At 57.7% G+C, this 24,131-nt stretch carries 21 protein-coding genes; 15 read left to right on the forward strand and 6 right to left on the reverse strand.

All coding sequences use genetic code 11. The features are described 5' to 3' along the window. The first annotated feature begins 637 nt into the window (after positions 1-637). Positions 638-2,002, forward strand: a complete 1,365-nt coding sequence (locus ACTZWX_RS08390; RefSeq protein ID WP_444713550.1) for a KamA family radical SAM protein — start codon at positions 638-640, stop codon at positions 2,000-2,002. A 34-nt stretch (positions 2,003-2,036) separates the two neighbouring features. On the opposite strand, the gene ACTZWX_RS08395 is transcribed toward ACTZWX_RS08390, so the two are convergent. Next, positions 2,037-2,357: a hypothetical protein gene (locus tag ACTZWX_RS08395; protein ID WP_444713551.1), complete on the reverse strand. Its 321-nt coding sequence runs from the start codon at positions 2,355-2,357 to the stop codon at positions 2,037-2,039. A gap of 80 nt (positions 2,358-2,437) precedes the next feature. On the opposite strand from ACTZWX_RS08395, the gene modA reads away from it, so the two are divergent. The 3 genes from modA to modC are packed head-to-tail and all read left to right on the forward strand — an operon-like array spanning position 2,438 to position 5,001. Continuing rightward, positions 2,438-3,202 (forward strand): molybdate ABC transporter substrate-binding protein, encoded by a 765-nt coding sequence (gene modA, locus ACTZWX_RS08400; protein ID WP_444713552.1) that lies wholly within the window; start codon positions 2,438-2,440, stop codon positions 3,200-3,202. A 42-nt stretch (positions 3,203-3,244) separates the two neighbouring features. Beyond that, positions 3,245-3,931, forward strand: coding sequence for a molybdate ABC transporter permease subunit (gene modB, locus ACTZWX_RS08405; RefSeq protein WP_444713553.1), 687 nt, complete (start codon positions 3,245-3,247; stop codon positions 3,929-3,931). After that, a complete protein-coding gene (modC, locus tag ACTZWX_RS08410; protein WP_444713554.1) occupies positions 3,928-5,001 on the forward strand; it encodes a molybdenum ABC transporter ATP-binding protein in 1,074 nt (357 codons plus the stop codon). The genes modB and modC overlap by 4 nt, the downstream gene beginning before the upstream one ends. Positions 5,002-5,029: 28 nt before the next feature. On the opposite strand, the gene trxA is transcribed toward modC, so the two are convergent. Together trxA and ACTZWX_RS08420 are read right to left on the reverse strand one after the other, a co-directional pair. After that, on the reverse strand, positions 5,030-5,893 hold the full coding sequence (gene trxA / locus ACTZWX_RS08415; protein WP_420194562.1) for a thioredoxin: 864 nt from the start codon (positions 5,891-5,893) through the stop codon (positions 5,030-5,032). Positions 5,894-5,973: 80 nt separating this feature from the next. Beyond that, positions 5,974-7,023 carry an AraC family transcriptional regulator gene (locus tag ACTZWX_RS08420; RefSeq protein WP_444713555.1) on the reverse strand — a complete coding sequence of 350 codons (1,050 nt, stop codon included), beginning with the start codon at positions 7,021-7,023 and terminating at the stop codon, positions 5,974-5,976. 135 nt (positions 7,024-7,158) lie between these two features. Between ACTZWX_RS08420 and ACTZWX_RS08425 the strand changes: the two genes are divergently transcribed. Both ACTZWX_RS08425 and lon read left to right on the forward strand, forming a co-directional pair. After that, positions 7,159-8,253, forward strand: a complete 1,095-nt coding sequence (locus tag ACTZWX_RS08425; protein WP_444713556.1) for a fatty acid desaturase — start codon at positions 7,159-7,161, stop codon at positions 8,251-8,253. Positions 8,254-8,345: 92 nt separating this feature from the next. Beyond that, positions 8,346-10,796, forward strand: coding sequence for an endopeptidase La (gene lon / locus ACTZWX_RS08430; protein ID WP_444713557.1), 2,451 nt, complete (start codon positions 8,346-8,348; stop codon positions 10,794-10,796). Positions 10,797-10,931: 135 nt separating this feature from the next. Here lon and ACTZWX_RS08435 read toward each other — a convergent pair whose 3' ends face one another. Next, positions 10,932-11,426, reverse strand: a complete 495-nt coding sequence (locus ACTZWX_RS08435; RefSeq protein ID WP_106694135.1) for a MarR family winged helix-turn-helix transcriptional regulator — start codon at positions 11,424-11,426, stop codon at positions 10,932-10,934. Positions 11,427-11,625: 199 nt separating this feature from the next. Here ACTZWX_RS08435 and ACTZWX_RS08440 point away from each other — a divergent pair, with 199 nt between their 5' ends. The 9 genes from ACTZWX_RS08440 to ACTZWX_RS08480 all read left to right on the forward strand — a co-directional run bounded on the left by ACTZWX_RS08440 (position 11,626) and on the right by ACTZWX_RS08480 (position 21,110). After that, positions 11,626-12,513, forward strand: a complete 888-nt coding sequence (locus ACTZWX_RS08440) for a TPR end-of-group domain-containing protein (RefSeq protein ID WP_354446144.1) — start codon at positions 11,626-11,628, stop codon at positions 12,511-12,513. 160 nt (positions 12,514-12,673) lie between these two features. Continuing rightward, complete coding sequence (locus ACTZWX_RS08445) at positions 12,674-13,786, forward strand: branched-chain amino acid ABC transporter substrate-binding protein (protein WP_444713558.1); 1,113 nt, start codon at positions 12,674-12,676, stop codon at positions 13,784-13,786. A gap of 159 nt (positions 13,787-13,945) precedes the next feature. Then, a complete protein-coding gene (gene livH, locus ACTZWX_RS08450; RefSeq protein WP_072678122.1) occupies positions 13,946-14,869 on the forward strand; it encodes a high-affinity branched-chain amino acid ABC transporter permease LivH in 924 nt (307 codons plus the stop codon). Continuing rightward, a complete protein-coding gene (locus ACTZWX_RS08455) occupies positions 14,869-16,140 on the forward strand; it encodes a high-affinity branched-chain amino acid ABC transporter permease LivM (protein ID WP_444713559.1) in 1,272 nt (423 codons plus the stop codon). The genes livH and ACTZWX_RS08455 overlap by 1 nt, the downstream gene beginning before the upstream one ends. 5 nt (positions 16,141-16,145) lie before the next feature. Next, positions 16,146-16,901: a high-affinity branched-chain amino acid ABC transporter ATP-binding protein LivG gene (gene livG, locus ACTZWX_RS08460; RefSeq protein WP_444713560.1), complete on the forward strand. Its 756-nt coding sequence runs from the start codon at positions 16,146-16,148 to the stop codon at positions 16,899-16,901. A gap of 9 nt (positions 16,902-16,910) precedes the next feature. Then, complete coding sequence (locus ACTZWX_RS08465; protein WP_444713561.1) at positions 16,911-17,612, forward strand: ABC transporter ATP-binding protein; 702 nt, start codon at positions 16,911-16,913, stop codon at positions 17,610-17,612. 225 nt (positions 17,613-17,837) lie between these two features. Further along, positions 17,838-18,302 (forward strand): DUF3015 domain-containing protein, encoded by a 465-nt coding sequence (locus tag ACTZWX_RS08470; protein WP_444713562.1) that lies wholly within the window; start codon positions 17,838-17,840, stop codon positions 18,300-18,302. An 82-nt stretch (positions 18,303-18,384) separates the two neighbouring features. Next, entirely contained in the window at positions 18,385-20,250 is a 1,866-nt protein-coding gene (locus tag ACTZWX_RS08475) for an Lnb N-terminal periplasmic domain-containing protein (protein WP_444713563.1), read from the forward strand. Beyond that, the gene (locus tag ACTZWX_RS08480; RefSeq protein WP_444713564.1) at positions 20,220-21,110 is read left to right on the forward strand and encodes an alpha/beta hydrolase; all 891 of its coding nucleotides are present in this window, start codon (positions 20,220-20,222) and stop codon (positions 21,108-21,110) included. Before ACTZWX_RS08475 ends, ACTZWX_RS08480 begins: the two co-directional genes overlap by 31 nt. A gap of 248 nt (positions 21,111-21,358) precedes the next feature. Here the strand turns inward: ACTZWX_RS08480 and pnp are convergent, their stop codons facing one another. Continuing rightward, positions 21,359-23,473: a polyribonucleotide nucleotidyltransferase gene (pnp, locus tag ACTZWX_RS08485; RefSeq protein WP_444713851.1), complete on the reverse strand. Its 2,115-nt coding sequence runs from the start codon at positions 23,471-23,473 to the stop codon at positions 21,359-21,361. Between the two features lie 366 nt (positions 23,474-23,839). Beyond that, positions 23,840-24,109 (reverse strand): 30S ribosomal protein S15, encoded by a 270-nt coding sequence (rpsO, locus tag ACTZWX_RS08490; RefSeq protein WP_058092554.1) that lies wholly within the window; start codon positions 24,107-24,109, stop codon positions 23,840-23,842. Positions 24,110-24,131: the final 22 nt, after the last annotated feature.

The raw sequence follows: 24,131 nt of genomic DNA on the forward strand, positions 1-24,131 counted from the left end.
AAGGTGCCACGTGGGCCACGATCAGCAGCCTGTCACGGTGCAAACTTGAAATGCTGCGATTAACTGCAGTTTTATTGTGGATACATCAGCTTGCGAGAAATGCTTAGTAGCGCGTTTGACCTCCCTCAAGCATAGAACAGCTTTCACATATTTCCTGCAGCGCCGGTCAGCTTCGGGCGGAGCTTTTGGCCCCGTACTTCCCGACAGCGGCTGTACTGGGCGCGCCGCACGTCAAAACTTTCGTACTTTTACTACAAAATTAGCCAAAAAAACAAACAAACAGCCGTTTGAAATGCCAAAGCAGCGACTTTATTTAGATTAGTTACGCAATAATGTCCGGTTTCGATGACTTTCACAACCAGGCATCAGACCAATGTATGAGCGCATTGGTACTTACAAATTGCATCGCCATACTAAACACCTTAAACCCAAACAAATCTGCGATTTTCGCGCCATTTCGCTTTAAATTAGCGATATTCGGTGATTTTAGGCAATGAACTCAGCCGCCAAACCCTGAATTATTAATTAGACCTGAAAATGAATTTCGATTTATGTATACTTGCCTGCCCGTTTTTTAACCAGTGAAGGAGGTAACCACCCCTCCTTTTATCTTTGGCACCTAATCAGAGGGCGATCTATGAACTCCATCGTCACCTTTCCGAACCGCATCCCGGTTCAGGAATTCGAGGAACGCCGGTTCAAGGTTTTTACCGACCGCCAGCTCGATAAAATTGAGGCGATCCAGAATCTCCCCGAAGAGACCCTGTTCGAAATGAAAGTGGTGGCCAGCGTGCTGCCATTCCGGGTCAACGAATATGTGATCAACGAACTGATCAACTGGGACAAGGTACCGAACGATCCAATCTATCAGCTCGTATTCCCTCAAAAGGGTATGCTCAAGGACGAACATTACGAAAGAATGGCGGCACTGCATCGCGAGGGTGCCGACAAGAAGGACATTCAGGCCGTGGCCAAGGAAATCCGGGACGAATTGAACCCACACCCGGCCGGCCAGATGGAAATGAACATGCCGGAGCTGGACGGCGAAGTGCTGGACGGCGTGCAGCACAAGTACCGCGAAACCGTGCTGTTCTTCCCGTCCCAGGGCCAGACCTGCCACAGCTACTGCACCTTCTGCTTCCGCTGGGCGCAGTTTGTCGGTGACAAAGACCTGAAAATGGCCAGCACCGATGCTGAGAAACTGCACGGCTACCTGCAGGAGCACACCGAAGTGACCGACCTGCTGGTGACCGGTGGCGACCCCATGGTCATGAAGACCAAGAACCTGGTTCAGTACCTGGAGCCTCTGCTGCAGTCGGAGTTCGACCACATCCAGACCATCCGCATCGGCACCAAGGCGCTAACCTTCTGGCCGTACCGTTTCGTGACCGACAAGGACGCCGACGAGCTGATCGAACTGTTCGCCAAACTGGTTGATGGCGGCAAGCACGTGGCCATCATGGCCCACTACAACCACTGGCAGGAGATCACCACCGACATCGCGGAAGAGGCCATCCGCCGCATCCGCGCCACCGGTGCCGAGATCCGCGCCCAGGGCCCACTGATCAAACACGTGAACGACGATGCCGACGCCTGGGCCAAGCTGTGGAAGAAAGAAGTGAAGCTGGGCATCATCCCCTACTACATGTTTGTAGAACGGGATACCGGCGCCAAGAACTACTTCGAAGTACCCCTGGCAGAGGCCTACCACATCTACCGCGAGGCCATGAAAAAGGTCAGCGGCCTGGCACGCACCGCCCGCGGCCCCAGCATGAGCGCCGGCCCCGGCAAGGTGGAAGTACAGGGCATTACCGAAATCAAAGGCGAAAAAGTGTTCGTACTGCGCTTCCTGCAGGGCCGCAACCCGGACTGGGTACAGCGCCCGTTCTTCGCCAAGTACAGCGAAACCGCCACCTGGCTGCACGAGCTTGAGCCTGCCTTCGGGGAAGAGAAGTTCTTCTTTGAGGATGAGTTTGAGGCGATGAAGCAGGGGAAGGCGTAACCCCCTGATAACAGGCCCGCTGCGGCGGGCTTGTTCATCTCCCCCTCTTCGGCACAAACCCCGCAGGCTTATCCCGAATCCATTCCACAAACGCCCTCACCTCCTCCATTTCCAGCAGCTGTTCCCGCGTGTTGAAGTGCAACCCCAACTCATGCTCCGAACGCGCCCGATGAATGGCATTGTGGCATGGCCGGCACACCCACAAGGTGCGGGTGATCAGGTCCTCTTTACTGAACAGCTTCTGAAACCGTTTTTTGCGGTGCAGATGTTTGGGTATAAGGTGATGGCGAGTGAGGCTGGGCACGGCGCGTTCGCACAGTTCACAGTTGTCAGGCTGGGGCGGGAGTTTTAGCATGTTACTCTGTTCGTTGCGGTAAAACGGTTGCGCTGCCTTGCGCTTTTTTAAACCAGAATACGTTGTTTGGGGGATTCGGGATGTATCAGTGGTTCAAGCCTTGTCGAGTGCAGGCCCTGCTGTCCACCTTCCTGTTTACCTGCAGCCTCCAGGCGGGCGAACTGGTGCGCATCGCGGCTGCCTCGGATTTGCGCTATGCCCTGGACGACATCATTGAGCTGTATCGCGAAGCCAACCCCGACTCCAATGTGCAGGTGGTATACGGTTCCTCCGGAAAGATGACCACGCAAATCATGAACGGTGCGCCCTACGATATCTTTTTCTCAGCAGACATTGCGTTTCCCAAGCGGCTCGAGCAGGAAGGGCTGACGGCTACCCCGCCCGCGGCCTACGCCATTGGCCGGATAGTTCTCTGGAGCAACACCCTGGACGCCGGCAGCCTGACCCTGAATGACCTTACTTCGGATTCCATTACCCGCATCGCCATCGCCCAGCCGGCCCATGCACCTTATGGACTGCGCGCCAAGGAAGCCATGCAGGCGGCCGGCGTATGGGCGTCGGTGCAACCCAAACTGGTGTTCGGTGAGAACATTGCCCACGCAGCGCAGATGACCGCGTCTGGTGCCGCTCAGGTGGGTGTGATTGCACTGTCCCTGGCGAAGTTTCCGGAGCTCGCCGCCCACAGTCACCACCTGATTGACGACAGCCTTCACAACCCGCTGACTCAGGGTTATGTGGTTACCCGCCGCGGAGGCAATAAACCCGAGGTCATGCGTTTTGCCGATTTCAAGGCCTCGGAGCAGGCAATCGCTATAATGGAGCAATATGGATTTGTAATGCCCTGACCGGCGCACGGCCAACCGGCATCTTCACCTGAAAGGACCCCAATGTTTCAACTCGGCCCCGCAGAGTGGCAGGCCATTGAAGTCACCTTCAAGCTCTGCCTGTATACCACCATCATTCTGTTATTGCTGGCCGCACCTTTGTCCTGGTGGCTGGCGCAAGGGCGCACCCAGTTCCGTACCGTAGTGCAGGCCATTGTGGCGCTGCCACTGGTGCTGCCGCCCACCGTGCTGGGGTTCTATCTGCTGATCACTCTGGGGCCCCGGGGCGTGGTTGGGCAAACCCTGGAGGCGTGGGGCTTCCAGCACCTGGCGTTTTCCTTTGAGGGCATCCTGATTGCGTCGATTATCTATTCCATGCCGTTTGCCGTGCAGCCGCTGACGGAAGCCTTTCGCAACCTAGGCCGGCGCCCGGTCGAGGTTGCCAGCAGTCTGGGCGCCGGCGCCTGGGACCGGTTCCGAACGGTGATATTTCCCCTCAGCCGGGGCGGTTTTGTGGTGGCAGCTACACTGACCTTCGCTCACACCCTGGGAGAGTTCGGCGTTATTTTAATGCTCGGCGGCAGCATTCCGGGTGAAACCAAGGTGCTGTCGGTTTTGATCTACGATCACGCCGAGGCCATGAATTACGACGCCGCCCATAGCCTGTCACTGATGCTGCTGATCTTCGCCTTTGTCACCTTGTTTGTGGTGTACAGCATTAACCGCCGGTTCGAGGTCGCCAAGCTATGACCCTGTACCTGCAGGCACATCTTCGCCACGGCAAGGACTTCGAACTCAAGGTCAACCATGAGCTACCGCTAGAAGGTGTCACCGCGCTGTTTGGCCGCTCCGGTTGTGGCAAAACCACCCTGCTGCGCATTATCGCCGGCCTGGAACGGCCACGGGGTGCGGTGGTGCGCTTTGGCGGGCAGCACTGGCAACGGGGCCGGCAGTTTCTGCCCCTGCACAAGCGCAGGATTGGCCTGGTGTTTCAGGAACACAGCCTGCTCCCTCACCTGTCCGCTCGGGAAAACCTGCTTTACGGATACCAACGAACAGCGCCGGAGCAACGTCGGCTTCACCCGGATGAAGTAACCGCCATGCTGGGAATTGAGCACCTGCTGGACCGGCGGATTGATCAACTCTCCGGGGGCCAGCGCCAGCGATTCTCCCTTGGCCGCGCGTTGTTGATCAGCCCCCAGTTGCTGCTACTGGACGAACCCATGGCGGCGCTGGATACCCAGACCAAACGGGAAATCATGCCGTTTCTGGCGCGCATGGCAGCGGAATCCGGGGTGCCGATTGTCATGGTTAGTCATTCCCCGGATGAGGTCACCCGCCTGGCAGACCGGGTGGTGTTCATGCAGAACGGCCAGATTCAGAACGTGGAAACCTTGCGGGAGGCCCTGGCCCGGACAGACTCACCGTTGTTCGATGATGCGGGTGCGGCTTCAGTTCTGGAAGGTACTTTGGGTGAAGCGGGAGAAGATAACGCCCGGCCTTTTGGTCCGCCGGAGGCTCGCCTGTGGTTAACGAGTTCTGCGCTAGCAGCCGGGATGAACAGAACCCGGATTAGCATTCTTGCCCGGGACGTCAGTTTGTCTCTGGTAGACCCTCAACACATCAGCATTCAGAACCACCTGCCGGTGACCATTGAACGCATAGACCCGCCCAGGGACAACCGGTGCGTGGTAGCCTGCCGAACGGCGGACGGTCAACTGCTGTTGGCGGAAATCACCGCCCGGGCCGTCCAGCAACTGGGGCTGGCAACGGGCAAGCAGGTGTACGCGCTGATCAAATCGGTGGCGTTGCTGGCCTGACGTTGACAGCCAGGCCAGCCACCCGTTGTCAGTGCATCAGGGTGTAGAGTTTACGGCGGTAGGTACGCACATCCGGATTGTTGTTACCCAGCTTCTCGAACAGCTCCACCAGCGTGGTCTTGGCGATACCGTCTTTGTAGGTGCTATCTGATTGCATCAGGCGAATCAGCAAATCCATGGCTTCGGCGTTTTTGTCCTGCAAAACCATGTGCAGGGACAACTGGTGCAGGGCCTCTGGATCTTTCGGATTGGCATCCAGTTTGGCTTCCAGTTCTGCCTGCGGCGGCAGCTCGCCGGACTGCTTCAAAAACTTCACCCGCGCCGCCAGCTGTTTGGCCTTGTGCTGCAGTTTCTCTTCTGGCGGCAAGCTGTTGAGTACCTGCTCGGCGGTGTCGAGATCGCCCTGCTCGGCTTTCAGCTGGGCCAGGTCAATCAGCACATCCAGGTTTTCAGGGTCTTTCTGGTTCATCTCGGTGAGGATGGCCAGGGCACCGTCCACATCACCGGCTTCCCAAAGGGCGTGGGCTTTCTCGTAGGGGTCTTCAGACGGCGCGTCGATGTGCTTTTCCAGCACCTTGCGGATCTCGCTTTCCGGCAGGGCACCGTTAAAACCGTCCACCGCCTGGCCGTTTTTCACCAGAATCACCGTGGGCAGGCTGCGCACACCCAGGGAAGCCGTCAGCTCCTGCTGTTCGTCTGCATTCACCTTGGCGAGCTGGAAATTCCCCTGATACTCCTCCGCCAGCTTCTGCAGAATCGGCATCAGCTGCTTACAAGGCGCGCACCATTCGGCCCACACATCCACCAAAATAGGTGTAGTGGCGGAGGCTTCCATCACCTTTTGCTGAAAGTTGTCGGCGGTGGCGTCAAAGATGTACGGCGAGGCGGTCATATATTTACCTGGTTAATAAAACATGGATTACGATCGGTAATGGGGTCGGGCAACGAAAATTCAAGCCGGGCGCGCACGGCTCATGGCTGCTGGCCCGCCACACGTTGTTTCAGGTAGTCCCGAGGCGAACACCCTGCCCAGCGCCGGAAGGCCCGGCTGAAGTTGGTAACGTCAGAATAGCCCAGCAAGTCAGACACCTCTCCAATACTTTTCTGATTGAGCAACAACAGCCGCTCCGCATGGTGCTGGCGAATGCTCTCCACCAGCTGGCGAAAAGCCACGCCTTCAGCCTGCAAACGGCGCTGCAGCGTGCGCGGGGTGATATTCAGTTTCTCCGCCACCTCTTCCATAGACGCGAAACCCAACTCTTCGTCAAACACCAGGTCTCGCACCTGCTGAACCAGGGAACGCCCCCCACCCAACCGGCCCAGCTCTTCCTTGCACTGCTCCCGGGCAATCCGGGCGGCGACAGGGTCTGACATCACCAATGGATACTCAAGAATCGACGCATCAAAGATAAAACCGTTGAAGGCTCCGTCGAAATGAAGCTTGCCGGCAACCAGATGGTCATAGCGTTCCATGAAGGAAGGGCGGGGGAACCGGATCACGCCCTCGCCTTTAAGCTTGCGGCCGGTCAGGGCTTCCGCCATGGCGGCAAACCCGGTCAGCAGAAACTGTGCGCCGACTTCGCTCAGCCGATAGCGTTCATCTCGTTCCCCCAGGCTAAGCCGTACCATGTCGCCTTCATGCCCTGCCTCACGCTCAATGCGCAACTGAAGGTCCGAAGAGGGCATATCAAAGTAGGCCCTGGCAATCTCCAAAGCCTCTCCCAGGGTGCGCGCGACCATCGCAGCCTGGCCAATGATCCCGTGGCAAGACACCCGCATCTGCAGGCCGAGCAAAAATCCGATACCCGGCTCCCCCGTCAGGCTGACCGCCCGCTCTATCAAGTTGGCGAAGCTGTCTCTGGGCAACCGGAAACCACTGCGCAAACAGTCTTCCGGCTGCAGGCCTTCCCCCGCCAGCAGTCTGTCTGCCGATATGCTCCAACGTTCGGCCACATCGATCAGCAGCAGTACGTAGGTTCCCGGAACGGTCGGTTGGCTGGAAACGATAGAAACTGTTGTCATTGTAGTTGTCGTCTAATGATCGTTTTTTGTCGTCTGATCATACCCGGTTCGGGCACCACCTCGCCCACAATAACAACTGAAGATGCCAGGATCAGGTACCTGGATGCCGATAACCCCCGTTAAAAGGGTCAAACCATGTCTTTAGATCCAAGCACCATGACCGATGCCGAGAAAACCGATCACATTCGCAAGACTGTGCTAGAGGAGGGCCGCGCCCTACGCCGCCGGCACCCCTGGCTTGAGAAGCATCAGAATCTGATTGGTGCCTCCATTATGGTGGTATCGCTACTGGGTATGATTGCCAGCGGCACGCTGTATGTTATGGACATCATTCCCTGGTGGCTGTGCGTTCCCGTGACCGCCATTTTCGCTTCCTTTATCCATGAGCTGGAACACGATCTGATCCACCTCATGTACTTCAAAAACCGCCCCTGGGCAAACCATCTGATGCTGGCCGTTGGCTGGCTGGCACGGGCAAGCACCGTCAGCCCGTTCGTACGCCGCAATCTGCACCTGCACCACCACAAGTACAGTGGTACCGAAAGCGATCTGGAGGAGCGAGGCATCACCAACGGTGAGCGCTGGGGACTGCGACGGCTACTGATGACCGGTGACAACATGATGGCGGTGCTGCTGCGCCCACGGACCACAGTGCGTGCAGTGAAAGACTATATCCGCTCCCAGAAGCCCGAATCCAGGGGCGAGATTCAGAAAATGCGACTCCAGCAACTGCTTGCCTATGCGCCCCTGGGCAACCTCTACTACCTGTTGTTTCATGGCTGGATTGCCATCCATGTGGTGCTGTTCTCGGCACAAGCGCTGGGCTCGCCGATTACCCTGACCAGCGAATTCGCCAACGTACTGGGGGTTCTGAATACCTTTGCCGTGGTCTACATGCTGCCATCGTTCCTGCGCACCTTCTGCCTGCACTTCATCAGCTCCAACATCCACTACTATGGAGATGTTGAAGCCCGCAACGTGATGCAGCAATGCCAGGTTCTGAACCCCTGGTGGCTGGTTCCGATGCAGCTGTTCTGCTTCAACTTTGGCAGCACCCATGCCATTCACCATTTCGCCGTACGGGAGCCGTTTTACATCCGCCAGTGGACTGCACCGACGGCCCATAAAGTGATGAAAGAAATGGGTGTGCGATTTAACGACTACGGTACGTTTTTCCGGGGCAATCGCTTCTACAAACAGAGCGTCAGCAGCGAAACCCGCGCGGCCTGATCGTCGAAAACCGATAGTTTTAACGCATCTTGAAAATCTCGCCAATGCCGTCACATAGGTCTTTAACCACTCAGCCTTGAGAGCAGCACGGTATGAATGACGAGAACCGAAAAGACTCCCTGGAAGACTTTGAAGAAGACGTTACCGAGTACATTGGCAAAGATGAGAACAGCACGGGCCTGGTTTTGCCCCAGCAGGCCCGGCCGCGGCGCATGTATGTGTTACCGGTGTCGAACCGGCCGTTTTTTCCGGCCCAGGTGCAGCCGGTGGTGGTCAACCAGGACCCATGGCAGGAAACCCTGAAGCGGGTGGGCGAAACCGACCATAAAGTTTTGGGCATTTGCTTTGTGGAGAACCCGGAATCCGACACCGGCATTCCCGCCAGCGATGAACTGGAAACCATGGGTTGTGCGGTGAAGGTTCACCATGCCCAGGGCGAGGGTGGCAAGGTTCAATTTATTGCCCAGGGCATGCAGCGGTTCAAAATCGTTCAGTGGCTGCGCCGGCGCCCACCCTACCTGGTGGAAGTGGAATACCCGGAGGAGCCGGAAGAACCGGCCGATGAGCTCAAAGCCTATACCCTGGCCATCATTGCGGCCATCAAGGAACTGCTGCGCACCAACCCGCTGTACGGGGAAGAGGTAAAACAGTACCTGTCCCGGTTTGGCCCGGAAGACAGCTCGCCCCTGGCGGATTTCGGCGCCTCCATGACCAGCGCCCCGGGCCGCGAGTTGCAGGATGTTCTGGATACCGTGCCCCTGCTCCGGCGCATGGAGAGAGTGCTGCTACTGATGCGCAAGGAGCAGGAGGTGGCTCGCCTGCAATCAGAGATCAACGAGGAAGTGAACGAGAAGGTGCAGAAGCACCAGCGCGAATTCTTCCTGCGCGAACAACTGAAAGTCATCCAGCGAGAGCTTGGCATTGCCAAGGACGACAAAACCGCGGATTTGGAGCGCTTTGAAGCGCGCATGGCAAAACTGAATCCGCCGGAAGCCGTGCAGGAGCGGTTCAAAGATGAAATCCAGAAGCTGCAGGTGCTGGAACAGGGCTCACCGGAATACGGCGTTACCCGCAACTACCTGGACTGGATTACCCAGGTGCCCTGGGGCGTGCATTCTGAGGACCATTTCGACCTGGCCGAGGCCCGTCGCATCCTGGACCGGGACCACGACGGCCTGGCCGATGTGAAAGACCGCATCATTGAGTTTCTGGCCGAGGGCACCTTCAAGGGCGAAGTAAGTGGTTCCATACTGCTTCTGGTAGGCCCGCCGGGGGTGGGCAAAACCTCCATTGGCCACTCAGTGGCCGATGCCCTGGGCCGGGAGTTTTACCGGTTCAGCGTGGGCGGTATGCGCGATGAAGCTGAAATCAAGGGCCACCGCCGCACCTACATCGGCGCCATGCCCGGCAAGTTCGTACAGGCCTTGAAAGACTGCAAGGTCGCCAACCCGGTGATCATGCTGGATGAGATCGACAAGATCGGCTCGTCTTATCAGGGCGACCCGGCCTCGGCCCTGCTGGAAACCCTGGACCCGGAACAGAACCGGGAATTCCTGGACCACTACCTGGATGTGCGCATGGACCTGTCCAAGGTGCTGTTCGTGTGCACCGCCAACCAGCTGGACACCATCCCGCGCCCGCTGCTGGACCGGATGGATGTGATTCGCCTGTCCGGATACATTGGTGAAGAGAAGCTGGCCATCGCCAAGCACCACCTGGTGCCTCGACTGTTGAAGCGGGCAGGGCTTCTGAAGAAGCAACTGAATATTACCGATGCGGCAATCCGCCAGGTGATCGAAGGTTACGCCCGGGAAGCCGGCGTGCGGAACCTGGAAAAACTGCTGCACAAGATCATCCGCAAGGGCATCGTGAAGCTGCTGGAAAACCCGGACCAGCCGGTCAAGGTGGGCGTTGCCGATTTGCCGGACTACCTGGGCCAGCCGGCATTCAGGAAAGAAAAATCCCTGAAAGGCACCGGTGTAGTCACCGGCCTGGCCTGGACCGCCATGGGTGGCGCCACCCTGAGTATTGAAGCCTCCCGCATCCACAGCAGCCAGCGAGGTTTCAAGCTCACCGGGCAGCTGGGGGATGTCATGAAAGAGTCGGCGGAAATAGCCTACAGTTTTGTGTCATCCAACCTGAAGCGCTTCAAAGGCGACCCGACCTTCTTTGATAAATCCTTCGTGCATCTGCACGTACCCGAAGGCGCCACCCCAAAAGATGGGCCCAGTGCCGGCGTCACCATGGCCACCGCCCTGCTCTCCATCGCCCGCAAGGAAGCGCCACAGCAGAACATTGCGATGACCGGCGAACTGACACTAACCGGGCAGGTGCTGCCCGTGGGCGGTATTCGGGAAAAGGTGATTGCGGCGCGGCGGCAGAAAATCAATAACCTGATACTGCCGGAGGCCAACCGCGGAGATTACGAGGAGCTGCCGGAGTATCTCAAGGAAGGCATCTCGGTGAATTTTGCGAAGCACTACAACGATGTGTTTCAGGTATGTTTTGGGAATAAGCCCAGGCAGGGGTCTAGTGTGCACTAGTAATAGGGTCTGTCCCAGGGGTCTGTCCCCGAATGGGGACTGACCCATTTTGGAACCCATGGGTTTGAGTTTGGTGGTATAGACGGGCAAAAGTGGGTCAGTCCCCATTCGGGGACAGACCCCTAAAGACCCCGGTCAGGCTTTTTCCTTCCAGCCGTCATCCTTGAGCACAGAACCCACCGTCAGCACCGGCGACGCATCAATATCGTCGGCATCCATCATGTTCGCTACCCGCTGCAAGGAGGCCAGAATCATGGTTTGCTCCCATTCGGCCAGGCTCTGGAACTTGGCGATGAAGTCTTCCTGCAGCGGGTTTGGCGCGCGGGCGAGTATCTCGGCGCCCTCTTCGGTCAGGTGCGCGTGTACTTTGCGCTTATCCTGTGTGCTGCGCACCCGGTACACCAGTTTGCGCAGCTCCAGGCGATCCAGGATGGTGGTTACGGTAGCCTGGCTAAGGCTGACATTTTCGGCGATGGTGCCAATCGTCACCTCCCCGAGATCCCGGATAGTGCGCATGATCAACAGCTGTGGCCCTGTCAGCCCGGCGTGCTTGCTCAACCGTTTGGAATGAAGATCGGTCGCCCGGATAACCCGCCGAAGCGCCACCAACACCTGCTCGTAATTGTTCACACCACTGCTCCAGAATCAACGAGTTGTTTATACCTCTAATAATTAGAGGTCTTTGCACTGGTAATTGCAAGTGGGCAGTATTACCTAGCTTGCTTCCGAAGCGAACTTGCACGCACCTACCACCAATGCGGCATTATTTCCGCCCGCCACTATGCTAAGGTCAGCAGCCTGCCACTCACACACAATACGGAAACGGTTGATGATCAGGTTTTACCTCGCATTCGCTCTTGCCATTACCTTCACCAGCGCTATTCAAGCCCAGCAAGTGACGGACGAAGACGTTGAAGAGCGCATCGGTGAACTGGAAAGCCCCCTGTACAATCCATTCGTGGAGCGCTATCTGCTGGATGAAGTGAAAGCGTTGCGGCAGGAGATGCAGAACACCCGGGCCGAGTTAATTGAAAAAGTGGTCGACAAGGAATTGTCGGTTGCCGACAAAACCATGTCCTACGCCACTGATACCGTCACCTACTTCTTTTACCTGATTGCCGGCGCCACCTCCATTCTGGTGGTGATTGGCTGGAACTCGATCCGCGACATGCGCAACCAGCTCACCAGCCTGGCCGAGAAACGGGTGAATGAACTGGTGGTGGAGTACGAGAAGCGCCTGAAATCCATTGAAGAACAGCTGCAGCAGAAATCCGAGATCATTCATCAAAACCAGGCAGAGATCGAACGCACTAACGAGGTGCACGCGCTCTGGTTGAAGGCAAGCCAGGAGACCTCCCAGCAAAACAAGATCTCCGCCTACGACCAGATTCTGGACCTGCGCCCTGATGATGTGGAAGCTCTGAGCTACAAAGCCGATGCCGTGCTGGAAATGCGCGAACCTCTCTGGGCCATCAGCTTGTGCCAACGGGCACTGAAGCTGGCTCCGGATAACGGCCATGCCCATTACCAGCTGGCCTGCGCCTACGCCGAGATTGGCCGCTGGGAAGACGCCGTCAGCACCCTGGAAAAGGCCATCGACATCTCAGAAGCCTACCGGGACGATGCCTCCGTCGACCCCAGTTTCGAGCCACTGCACGATCACGAAAGTTACAGGACTCTGGTCTTTACCGATCAGGACGACAGCACGGACGCATAACATCACAGAGACCGGCACAGAGCTTGCTAATCCAAACGGAGAAAGCGACGCTGTGTTCCAGAGCAAACCCTGGCCCGATCTGCTTGACAAGCAGCTGGCTGTGGTGTTTGTTTAAGTCTCTGAGAACATAACAATAACCCTGACAAACAGGAACATCACGATGAAAATGTCCGTTAAGGAACTCGCTACCGCTGTAGGCGCTTCTGTTGCTCTGATGGCCGCCGGCCAGGCCGCCGCTGAAATCCGAATTGGTATTGCCGGCCCGATGACCGGCCCCGTTGCCCAGTATGGTGATATGCAGTTTTCTGGCGCCCGCATGGCCATTGAACGCATCAACGCTGCCGGCGGTGTTATGGGCGAACAACTGGTAGGCGTAGAGGTAGATGACGTGTGTGACCCCAAGCAGGCCGTCACCGTTGCCAACCGCCTGGTCAACCAGGGCGTTCAATACGTGGTGGGTCACCTGTGTTCCAGCTCTACCCAGCCGGCGTCTGATATCTATGAAGACGAAGGCATACTGATGATTACCCCGGCCTCGACCAGCCCGGAAATTACCCAGCGTGGTTATGAGTTGGTGTTCCGTACCATCGGCCTGGACAGCATGCAGGGACCGGTCGCCGGTGAGTACATCGTCAGCCAGAACCCGAATAAGGTCGCCGTCATCCACGACAAACAGCAGTATGGTGAGGGCATTGCTACTGCGGTACGAGACACCCTGCGCAATGCCGGTGTGGAAGTGGCCATGTTTGAAGGCATCACCGCCGGTGACAAAGACTTCTCGTCACTGGTTACCAAAATCAAACAGGCCAACGTGGATTTCGTCTACTACGGCGGCTACCACCCGGAGCTTGGTTTGATCCTTCGCCAGGCACGCCAGGCAGACGTGGACGCGAAGTTCATGGGGCCTGAAGGCGTTGGCAACAAAGACATCAATACTATTGCCGGCGAAGCCGCCGAAGGCCTGCTGGTTACCCTGCCGCCCAGCTTTGACGAGAAAGAAGAGAACCAGGATCTGGTAGCCGCCTTCGCTGACAAGGGTGAAGACCCATCCGGCCCATTTGTTCTCACCTCCTATACCGCTGTTCAGCTGGTTGCCGACGGCATCGAACAGGCCGGCACCAAAGATCCGTTTGAAGTGGCCAAGGCCCTGCGCTCCGGCACTTTCGAAACGCCCATCGGTACCGTTCAGTACAACCAGGCGGGCGATATGGAGTCCTTCGAGTTTGTCGTCTACGAATGGCACTCTGACGGCAGCAAGACTCCGGTCAACTGAGCCAACATCGTTTACAGACGGTCATTATGAGAACACCTTCCCGCCGCGACCCGGGGGAAGGTGTTTTTCTGGGCTTCTGCTGACCCGCTTTGCGACCAGACGGCCAACCCGTCAAAGGGACAAGGAGTGCGGGCAGCAGGCATTCGGAGTTCCACACAGATGCAAGACCTCCTTTATTTCTCACAGCAGCTCATTAACGGGCTGACGATCGGCAGCACCTATGCCCTGATCGCCATCGGCTATACGATGGTTTACGGCATCATCGGCATGATCAACTTCGCCCATGGTGAGATCTACATGATCGGTGCCTACACCGCGCTGATCGCCATCACTGGCCTCGCCACCCTGGGCATCGCCTGGTTACCACTGGTGCTGATCGTCGCGCTGATCTGCGCCATGATCGTATCCAGCTCCATGGGCTGGGCGGTGGAAAGGGTAGCCTACCGGCCAGTGCGCGGCCGGCACCGGCTGATTCCGCTGATCTCTGCCATCGGCATGTCCATCTTCCTGCAAAACTATGTTCACCTGGCGCAAGGCTCACGCAATGTTGGCTTCCCGGCGCTGATTGATGGCAGCTTCCGTTTTGGTACGGGCGAAGGCTTCCAGCTGTCGATTTCCTACATGCAGATCACCATCTTCATCACCACCCTGGTCTGCATGACAATCCTTTCGCTATTTATTGCCCGTTCGCGCATCGGCCGCGCCTGCCGGGCCGTATCCCAGGATCTGGGCATGGCCAACCTGCTGGGCATTGATACTAACCGCATCATCTCCGCCACCTTCGTGATCGGCGCCGCACTGGCGGCGGTGGCTGGCTTGCTGTTGGGCATGTACTACGGCTCGGTGGACCCCTTGTTCGGTTTTATCGCCGGCCTGAAAGCCTTTACTGCGGCGGTGCTCGGCGGCATCGGCAGCATTCCCGGCGCCATGCTCGGCGGGCTGATTCTGGGCGTTGCCGAAAGCATGACCTCCGGCTATCTGAGCGGAGAGTATAAAGACGTGGTGTCGTTCAGCCTGCTGATTCTGATTCTGCTGTTCAAACCCACCGGACTGCTGGGCAAACCGGAGGTTGAGAAGATCTGATGGCAGCACACAACTTCAAACATGCCTTGTTCTGCGCGGTGGTCACCATGGTCATCGCCTTCCCCATCCTGGGCCTTAACCTGGTGGCCCGGGGCACCCGGGTCGGCCTTGAAGGCGCTGATGCCAGCACCATTATTTCGGTGTTCGTAGCCGCCGCCATTGTGTTTTTCTTCCAGCTGTATCGTGACACCATCATGGGAAATCTCGGCAAGCTGCCGGCACTGAACCCGCTGGCTGGCCGGGAGCCCCTGCCCCAGGCCAAGCGGGTAAAACTGGAGTCCTGGGCCCTGACCGGCATCATTGTGCTGGCCCTGTTCTGGCCGTTCTTTGTGTCTCGGGGTTCAGTGGATCTGGCCACTCTGGTGCTTATCTACGTGATGCTCGCCCTCGGCCTGAACGTGGTGGTTGGCCTGGCCGGGCTGCTCGATCTTGGCTACGTCGCTTTCTACGCCGTGGGTGCCTATACCTTTGCCCTGCTGTCCCAGTACATGGGCATTTCATTCTGGATGGCCTTACCCATTGGCGCCCTGCTCGCCGCCCTGTTCGGCCTGGTACTGGGTTTTCCCGTACTGCGATTGCGCGGTGACTACCTGGCCATCGTGACACTTGGTTTCGGGGAGATAATCCGGATTTTGCTGAATAACTGGACCTCCATCACCGGCGGCCCAAATGGTATCGGTGGCATTCCCGAGCCCACTTTGTTCGGTATGGAATTCGGCCGGCGCGTTAAGGAAGAAGGCAATACCTCGTTCCACGAAACCTTTGGCATTGCATACAGCGGCGAGCACAAGGTGATTTTCCTGTACCTGATAGCCCTGGTACTGGCGGTGATGACCGCTCTGGTGATCCGCCGCCTGATGCGCATGCCAGTGGGCCGCGCCTGGGAAGCCTTGCGGGAAGATGAAATTGCTGCCCGTTCTCTGGGCCTCAGCCGCACCGCGGTGAAGCTGTCTGCGTTTACCATCGGTGCATTTTTTGCCGGCTTTGCCGGTACCGTGTTTGCCTCCAAGCAGGGCTTTATCAGCCCGGAGTCGTTCGTGTTCCTTGAATCCGCCATCATTCTGGCCATTGTGGTGCTCGGCGGTATGGGCTCGCAAATCGGCGTCATACTCGCCGCCATTGCGGTCACCATATTGCCGGAACTGGCCCGTGAGTTTGCCGACTACCGTATGCTGGTGTTCGGTGCAGCCATGGTGCTGATGATGGTGTGGCGGCCACAGGGTCTGATGCCCATGCGTCGGATTCACATTGAACTAAAACGGCAGGAGTGACAGACATGCTGGATGTAAAAAATCTGTCCATGCGCTTCGGCGGCCTGCTGGCAGTCGATCAGGTCAGCCTGGATGTGCAGGAACACGAAATCGTTTCCATCATCGGGCCAAACGGTGCCGGCAAAACCACAGTGTTTAACTGCATCAGCGGGTTCTACAAACCCAGTGGTGGCAAGATCCTGTTCGAAGGCAAAGAGGTGCAAGGCAAGCCCGACTACAAAATCTCGCGGCTGGGCATGGTGCGGACCTTTCAGCACGTTCGCCTGTTCAACAAAATGACCGTGGTGGAAAACCTTCTGGTGGCCCAGCATCGGCACCTGAACACCAACCTGCTGTCCGGACTGATTAAAACCCCCAACTACCGATCACGGGAGCAGAAATCCCTGGACCGGGCAGCCTACTGGCTGGAGCGGGTGGGTCTGCTTGAGCTTGCCAACCGGGATGCCGGCAACCTGGCCTACGGCCAGCAACGGCGCCTAGAGATTGCCCGCTGCATGGTGACCGAGCCCAAACTGCTGATGCTGGATGAACCCGCAGCTGGCCTGAACCCGGCAGAAACCAAAGACCTCAATCAACTGATTGTCAGCCTCAAAGAGGACTATAACGTCTCGGTACTGTTGATCGAGCACGATATGAGCCTGGTGATGGACATCTCCGATCGGATTACCGTGATCAACCAGGGCCGTCCCCTGGCTGCAGGCACACCGGACGAAGTGCGCCAGAACGATGACGTTATCAAAGCTTATCTGGGCGAGGCCTGAGGAAACACCATGCTAGTACTGGAAAACGTGCACACCCACTACGGCAAGATCGAGGCCTTGCACGGGGTATCGGTTGAAGTGAACAAAGGCGAGATCGTCTCGCTGATCGGCGCCAACGGCGCGGGCAAAACCACGCTGTTGATGACCGTTTGCGGCAACCCCCAAGCCAGTGCCGGGCGGGTGATCCTGGAAGGCCGGGATATTACCAATGACGCCACCTCCAACATCATGCGCTCCGGTATCGCTATCGTGCCTGAGGGCCGGAGGGTCTTCTCCGGGCTGACCGTGGAAGAGAACCTGGCCATGGGCGGGTTCTTCAACACCAAGGCCGAGATCCGTAAAAGCCAGGATCACGTGTACGAGCTGTTCCCCCGCCTGAAGGAGCGGGAACACCAGCGGGCCGGCACTATGTCTGGCGGCGAGCAGCAGATGCTGGCGATCGGCCGGGCCCTGATGAGCAAGCCCAGGATGATCATCCTGGATGAGCCGTCACTGGGTCTGGCGCCGATTATCATCAAGCAGATCTTCGAGATCATCGGACAGTTGCGAGAGGAAGGCATTACCGTGTTCCTGGTGGAACAGAACGCCCATCAGGCCCTGAACCTGGCCGACCGGGGTTATGTGCTGGAAACCGGGCGCATCCGGCTGCACGATACGGGTAAAAACCTGTTAGCCAACCCGGAGGTGCGGGAGGCTTATCTGGGCGGGTGATCGTTACCCGCCGCCGACAACGACAGAATTCGGAGTGACAGATATCAATAACCCTTTAATCCGTCAGTTTGTATTCTTCCCAAATACGGGTTTTCATCTATACTGAACCCAACGGTCACACCAATCACCGGTAACCATATCGGGGCCGTTAGCTTGCAGCCGATTCAGGACTTACAGGTTGCAGGGTATGCGACGAAAGCAAAAAACCACATAAAGGAGTGGATAATGAAAAAACTGATCGCAGGTGCAATTCTTCTTGGTGCTTCCTCCATGGCATTCGCTCAGCCTGGCTGTGGCGTAGGCGCCATGATCTGGAAAGGACAGTCCGGCATTGCGCCGCACGTTCTGGCCGCCACCACCAACGGAACCTTCGGTAACCAGACCTTCGGTATGACTACCGGTACCCTCGGCTGCCAGACTAACCAGTCTGTTCAGTCCATGGCCATGTACATGGACAGCAACATCGACAAGGTTGCCCGTGACATGTCCCGTGGTTCCGGTGAAAACCTGGAAACCCTGGCAGTGCTGCTGGGTGTAGACGCGGCTGACCGTGAGGCCTTCCGCAAAGTGCTGCAAGACAACTTTGCCAGCATTTTCCCGAACTCTGACACCACCTCTGGTGAAGCGGTAGATGCTATCGTTTCCCTGCTTGAACAGAACGAGTCTCTGAGCAAGTACGTGGCTGCGTAATAACGCATTCCCAAAGGATTAACGCGGCGCCACGGATGGCGCCCTCCTGCACCCAATCGCAATCCGGACTCTGATCTCCCCTATGGGTAACATCTTGCGCCCCCGGCAGGCCGCTCTGTGGCTTGCATGCTCACTCTCGGCTCAGGCCGCCCTTGCCGTTACACCCGATGAACTGCACCACCACCCGGTATGGCTGACCCTTGGCCACTACCAGCCTGACCGATTTGGCGCTGGCTACACCAGCCAGGCGGACGACCCTGCGTTCTTCCTGAGTGAGAACGGCAAAACCTCACCCAGGGAAGAGCTGGAGGCGACCCTTGCCGCCATTCAGCAACCCGGCGACGGCGACGATCACGCCCGATGCCGCTTTCCGGCCCGCGATGTCTGGCTTCGGGAGCAGCTCGACCTGCCGGATGACCCTGTCGGCTGCCCGGCCTATGACGAGTGGGCCGCCGAACTGAACACCGAGAAGGTCACACTGGTCTTTGCCGCCTCTTACCTGAACAGCCCGTCGTCCATGTTCGGCCACACCTTCCTGCGACTGGACCCACCCCAGAAGGATGAAGAAGCCGACCTGCTGCTGGCCAATACCATTTCTTACGCAGCGGACGCCGCCGAGCACGACAGCGAGCTGCTGTTTGCCTACCGGGGCATTTTCGGCGGTTATCCCGGGATTACCTCCATCCGCCCCTATTACGAAATGATCCGGCTGTACAACGACATTGAACACCGGGATCTTTGGGAATACACCCTGAACCTGACCCAGCCAGAAGTCGACACCATGCTGGCCCATACCTGGGAGATTCAGGACAAGAATTTCGATTATTACTTCTTTGACGAGAACTGTGCCTACCGCTTGCTGGCACTGATTGATGCCGCGCGCCCGGGCACCAACCTGCTGGGTGAAGTGAGCACGCACGCGATTCCGTCTGACACCGTTCGCTGGGTTCGCGATGCCGACCTTGTGGAAAGTATTCATTACCGGCCCTCGGCAGCGACAGCGGTGAGCCACACCCTGGACACCCTGCCCCGCGACCATCAAACCCTGGCCGCAGCCATCGCCAATGGTTACGTACAGGTGGATGGCCCTGAGATGCAACAGCTCTCGACACAGGAAAGAGCTTGGGTACTGGACGCCACCTACGATTACGTGCGCTATCAAAGCGAAGCCCGTGGCTGGCCAAGGGAATTTTCCGCCCCCCTGTCGCATCAGCTACTGATTTCACGCAGCCGGATAGACGACGCGCCGGAGATACCTCCTGTCCCGGAGCCTTTGGTTCGCGACGACCAGGGCCACGACACCTTTCGGGCAAGCCTCGGCAGTGGCCAACTGGACCACGCTGAGTTCACCCAGCTCACCCTGCGCCCCGCTTACCATGATGTGCTGGACCCACCGGAAGGCTACCGGTCTGGTGCCCAATTACAGTTCCTGCGGCTGGACGCCCGGCTCTATCACGACAATGACGAACTTCAGGTGGAACAGATCGTAGGTGTGGAGATCCGATCCCTGAGCCCTCGCAACCAGTTCTTCTCTCCCATTTCCTGGCAGGTAGGCTTCGGCGGGCGGCGCACAGACACCGGCACACAGCGAGTGCTCACGCCCTACCTGGAGGGCGGCGCCGGTGGGAGCTGGAGCCTGAACTACAACACCCAGGCCTTCGCCGTCGCCACCGCCGACCTGGAAATCGACGATGACATCCGCCGCGGCTACGACTTCGCCCCGGGCGCTGACTTGGGCCTGTTGCACCAGAGCAACCGGTTCAGCCTTCTGGCCGGCGCCAAAACCAAGGCCTGGATCATCAGCAGCCAACACCGGCAAGACCAGCTGTACCTCAAAGGCAATCTGCACATCGGCCGGAAATTCAGCCTGTTTGCCGAATTCACCCGGGAAGACCACTTCAACAGGTACCAAAGCACATGGCAGGCTGGCATTCACGCGTATTTCTGATGAACTTCAGGCTGAGCAAACGTCCAGTACAACTCATCTTGCTGGCCTTTATCGCCCTGCTGCAAACCGGCTGCAGCAGCGTGTTCTTCTACCCGGACAAGGTAACCTACATCACCCCGGACCGCCTGAACCTGGAGTATGAAGACATCTACCTGGATACCGCCGATGGCGAAACCCTCCACGGCTGGTGGCTGCCCGCCCTCACAGACGAACCCGCCAAAGGCACCGTCTATTACCTGCACGGCAACGCCCAGAACGTCAGCGCCCACATCCTCAACGTCGCGTGGTTACCGGAACAAGGCTACAACGTCTTTGCCATCGACTACCGGGGCTACGGCCAATCCACCGGCGCGCCAGACATAGAAGGCGCCCTGCACGACACCGAAACCGGTCTGCGCTGGCTTGCCGAGCGGCACCCCGACAACGACCACCCCCTGTTCCTCCTGGGCCAAAGCCTCGGCGGCGGCCTGGGCATTGCCCTCGCCAGTGAATGGGTGCAACGCGGCGAACAACCCCAACTCAGCGGCGTAATCCTCGACGGCACCTTCTCCGGCTTCCGCCTGATCGCCCGCGAAAAACTCGGAGAATTCTGGCTCACCTGGCCATTCCAGATCCCCCTGAGCTGGAGCATCACCGACGACTACGAAGGTGTAGACCGCAGCGCCAACATCGCCCCGGTCCCCGTCAAAATAATCCACAGCGCCCGCGACGGCATCATCCCGTTCCACCACGGCATGCGCCTTTATGAAGCCGCAGAACAGCCCAAACACTTCCTGAGAACCGATACACCCCATGGTGCGACGTTTATTCTCCCGGCGTATCGGGAGGCGTTGCTCGAATTCATGGAAGAGGCTTTTTAGCCACTGACGACACGGACATTCACGGACGAAAAGACAAGAGACTCCCCTAACGATGTTTGAGCAGGGGTTGGGAGAGCCTTCTCAAAAGTCTTGAGGGCCATGGATGGCCCGAACGAAGCGCACAGGGAAGTGCTCGTGGCGTCTTTTGAAAAGGCTCTCCCAACCCCTGCAGGGCACCATAGTCCGAGGCCCAGAAACGAGAAAACCCGCCAAAAGGCGGGTTTTCTCAATACTGACTAACTGAAAAATCAGTCAGCGAAGTCAGTCGGCTGCTCGCCTTCCCTAACTTCCTTCATGGACAGCTTAACGCGACCACGGTTGTCCACATCCAGCACCTTCACCAGAACTTCCTGACCTTCGCTCAGCTCGTCAGTCACGTTCTCGATACGGCGCTCAGAGATCTGGGAAATGTGCACCAGACCGTCCTTGCCAGGCAGGATGTTAACGAAGGCACCGAAGTCCACAATCCGCTCAACGCGGCCCTTGTAGATAGCGCCCACTTCGATCTCGGCGGTGATCTCCTTCACGCGATTCACTGCAGCTTGTGCAGCTGCTGCGTTATCGGCGTAGATCTTCACGTTGCCATCGTCGTCCAGATCAATAGACGCACCCGTCTCGTCACAGATAGAACGGATCACAGAACCGCCCTTACCGATAACGTCACGGATCTTGTCCGGATGAATCTTGATGGTGGTGATGCTCGGTGCACGCTCAGACAGCTCGGAGCGCGGAGCAGAGATTACCTTGTTCATTTCGTCCAGGATGTGCAGGCGCGCAGCGTGGGCCTGCTCCAGAGCGATTTCCATGATTTCGTCGGTAATGCCCTGGATCTTGATGTCCATCTGAAGGGCGGTAACGCCCTCTTTGGTACCGGCAACCTTGAAGTCCATGTCGCCCAGGTGATCTTCGTCGCCCAGGATGTCGGTCAGAACGGCAAACTTGTCACCTTCCTTGACCAGCCCCATGGCGATACCGGCAACCGGTGCCTTGATGGGAACACCCGCGTCCATCAGCGCCAGGCTGGAGCCACAAACGGAGGCCATGGAGCTGGAACCGTTGGATTCCGTGATCTCGGAAACCGCACGAATGGCATACGGGAACTCTTCCAGAGTCGGCATAACCGCCAGAACACCACGTTTGGCCAGACGCCCATGACCCACTTCACGACGGCCCGGCGTACCAACACGGCCGGCTTCGCCGACAGAGTACGGAGGGAAGTTGTAATGGAACAGGAACGGGTCTTTACGCTCGCCTTCAAGCGCATCGATAATCTGCACGTCACGGGTGGTACCCAGAGTGGCGGTTACGATGGCCTGAGTTTCACCACGGGTGAACAGGGCCGAGCCGTGAACAGACGGCAGAATGCCAACTTCCACTTCGATCGGGCGCACGGTCTTGTTGTCGCGGCCGTCGATACGCGGCTTGCCATCGATAACCTGCTGGCGAACCACTGATTTCTCGACTTTGCCGAAGTACTTCTTCACCAGCTCTTCGGAAGGCTGACCTTCTTCTTCACCGGCCAGCTTTTCAACAGCGGCGGCCTTGATCTCGCCCAGACGCTCGTAGCGAGCCATCTTGTCACGAATAGAGTAAGCCTCTTCAATCGCACCACCGAACTCGGACTTGATGGCATTCAGCAGTTCGGTGTTCTCGGCTTCAGGCTGCCATTCCCAGCGCGGCTTGCCGTTTTCTGCGGCAAATTCCTTAATGGCGGTAATGGCCGCCTGCATTTCCTGGTGACCGAACAGTACGCCGCCCAGCATCTGATCTTCCGTCAGGCCTTTGGCCTCGGATTCAACCATCAGTACGGCATCTTCGGTACCGGCAACCACCATATCCAGGTCAGAGCTGGCCAGCTCTTCAAAGGTCGGGTTCAGGAAGTAGCCTTTGTCGTTGGTGAAGCCGACACGGGCAGCACCGATGGGGCCATCGAACGGAATACCGGACACAGCCAGCGCAGCTGAAGCCGCCAGCATGGCTGCGATGTCAGGATCGTGGTTCTTGCTGGCAGACATAACCGTACAGATAACCTGTACTTCGTTCATGTAGCCATTCGGGAACAGCGGGCGGATCGGACGGTCGATCAAACGGGAAGTCAGCGTCTCTTTCTCGGACGGACGGCCTTCGCGCTTGAAGAAGCCACCGGGGATTTTACCGGCCGCGTAGGTCTTCTCGAAGTAGTTAACAGTCAGCGGGAAGAAAGGCTGACCCGGCTTGGCTTCTTTAGCACCGACAACAGTACCCAGAACAGCGGTATCGCCGGTAGACACCAGAACCGAACCGGTTGCCTGACGGGCAACACGACCCGTTTCCAGGGTGAAGGTTTCGCCACCCATTTCAAACGTTTTCTTACGTGGTTGCAGATCCACAATAAACTCCTGCTTTTTCAACGGTTAATACCTGACCGGGTGACACGCACCCTTGCCAGGTTTTCTTTACCACCGCAGCAGTCTGATCTGTGAACCGAAAGGCAACCCGTCTGAAAGCTAACAGGCTGTTGCAAAACCCCGGTATGGCTGGCAGCCAGTTTTGCTGCACCCGGGCTTTTCAACAACCTGCTATCAATATCGGCTTTCCATTAGACAGAGTAAATCCTTCGGTTTCACTGACAAATCAACTGCAGCATAAACACCGTCTGGCATCCCCTGAGCGGGTACACACAGACAGTGGGAGAGAAGCGCGGCTGAACCCGGGCAACCCCGGGCCAGCCTTCAGGTCGCTAAACCGGATTAGCGACGCAGACCCAAGCGCTGGATGAGTTCCAGGTAACGGTCAGCGTTTTTACGCTTGAGGTAGTCCAGCAGCTTACGACGCTGGTTTACCATCCGGATCAGGCCGCGGCGGGAATGGTGATCCTGCTTGTTGGCCTTGAAGTGATCCTGCAGCTTGTTGATGTTGGCGCTCAGCAGTGCAACCTGAACTTCAGGAGAACCGGTATCGCCTTCAACTTGCTGAAAATCCTTAACGATCTGAGCTTTCTCATTGGCAGACAGTGCCATATTACACCTCATGGTTTGCGAT

The sequence above is a fragment of the Marinobacter sp. NSM genome, assembly GCF_052380025.1.
Classification (GTDB): domain Bacteria; phylum Pseudomonadota; class Gammaproteobacteria; order Pseudomonadales; family Oleiphilaceae; genus Marinobacter.